The 1,574-nt window shown below is 69.8% G+C and carries 1 protein-coding gene and 1 tRNA gene; one reads left to right on the top strand and one right to left on the bottom strand.

Translation table 11 applies throughout. The features are described from left to right. Positions 1–2 precede the first annotated feature (2 nt). Positions 3–76: transfer RNA gene (locus ACWGKS_RS29890), tRNA-Pro, on the top strand. 71 nt (positions 77–147) lie between these two features. Here ACWGKS_RS29890 and ACWGKS_RS29885 read toward each other — a convergent pair. After that, complete coding sequence (locus tag ACWGKS_RS29885; RefSeq protein WP_452525076.1) at positions 148–1,395, bottom strand: amidohydrolase; 1,248 nt, start codon at positions 1,393–1,395, stop codon at positions 148–150. Between the last annotated feature and the right edge of the window lie 179 nt (positions 1,396–1,574).

Raw genomic sequence — 1,574 nt, 5'->3', positions numbered from 1 at the left:
TTCGGGGTGTAGCGCAGCTTGGCAGCGCGCTTCGTTCGGGACGAAGAGGTCGTGGGTTCAAATCCCGCCACCCCGACGAGCACGAAGGCCGGTCCCACGGGACCGGCCTTCGTCATGTCCGGGGTCCTTCGCTCCGGCTCTGGGCGATCAGTCGCCGGAACCGTCCCTGCCCGCTCCGAGGTAGGCCAGGATCCCCGTGATCGCCGCCCGGGCCCCGGTGGCGAGCGTCGGCTCCATGGCCGGTGCGAAGTAGGGCGAGTGGTTGGACGGCGGCTCACCGTCCACGGGGTCGAAGCCACCGAAGAACCAGTAGACCGAGGGCACGTCGATGGCTTCGGAGAGTTCCCCGAAGTCCTCACTGCCCATGTTCGGGGCGCCTTCGGACACCCGGTCCTCCCCCAGCCCGGCGCGTAGGGCCGCTTCGACCCGCGCGGCCTCGTCGGGGTCGTTGTAGCACTGCGGGAACCTGTAGAGCTCCTCGATCAGCGGCTCCGGAGCGTTGGAGACGGCCGCCTCCCCCGTGATGACGCGGCGCACCGCCGCGAGCACCTGGTCGCGCACCTGGGGTTCGAACGTGCGGATGTTCAGGGTGAACTCCGCCTGGGCCGGGATGATGTTCTCCTTGAACCCGGCGTGGAAGGTGCCGCAGGTGATCACGGCCGGAGACCGCGGGTCCAGTTCGCGCGACACGATGGTCTGCAACCGGGTGACGATGGCCGCGCCGAGCACGATCGGGTCGACCGAGGCCTGTGGCTGTGAACCATGGGCCTGGCGGCCGTACACCGTCACCTTCAGCGAGTCGGCCATGGACATCGCGGCGCCGTGGCTGACCGTCACGGCGCCCGCGGGCAGCGGCATCACGTGTTGGCCCAGGACGATGTCGGGGCGAGGGGCTCGGTTCCAGAGTCCGTCGTCGACCATCGCACGCGCGCCGACCGCCGTCTCCTCACCGGGTTGGAACACCAGGACGAGCGTTCCCGACCACGCGTCGAGGTCGCAGACCAGGACACGGGCGGCCGTGAGCGCGGACGTGACGTGGGTGTCGTGGCCACAGCCGTGCATCACCGGGACCTCGGTCCCGTCGTCGAGCGTGCCGACGGCCTCGCTGGCGTACTCCAGGCCGGTCTCCTCACGGATGGGCAGCGCGTCGGTGTCCGCGCGGAACGCCACCACGGGGCCCTCTCCGTTGTGGACGACCCCGACCACCCCGGTGCCGGCGCAACGGAAGTGCGCGATGTCGAGGTCGTCGAGTTCGGCCTCGATGAAGTCGGCGGTCGCGTACTCCTTCATGGACAGTTCGGGGTTGGCGTGCAGGTGCCGGTAGATCCGATGCATGCGTTCGGTGTCCAGTCGGGCCGGGTCGGCGGGGCCGGTGGTCTCGGGATGAGCGGTCATTTCGCGGTTCTCCCTCTGGGACGGCGCCCCGGGTGACGTGCGTACCCGGTCGGGTGTGGACGCGGCACGGTGGTCGCACCGGAACCCTGTCCACAACATTGTCACCGGCACCCACGATTCGGTGGCGAACCAGGGCGCTCCCGGCGCGGCCGGGACCAGAACGAATCGGATCACCAGAA

The sequence above is a fragment of the Nocardiopsis sp. NPDC055879 genome, from assembly GCF_053615935.1.
Note: the sequence above shows the minus strand (reverse complement) of the source record. Positions and strands in the feature narration are given on the sequence as shown.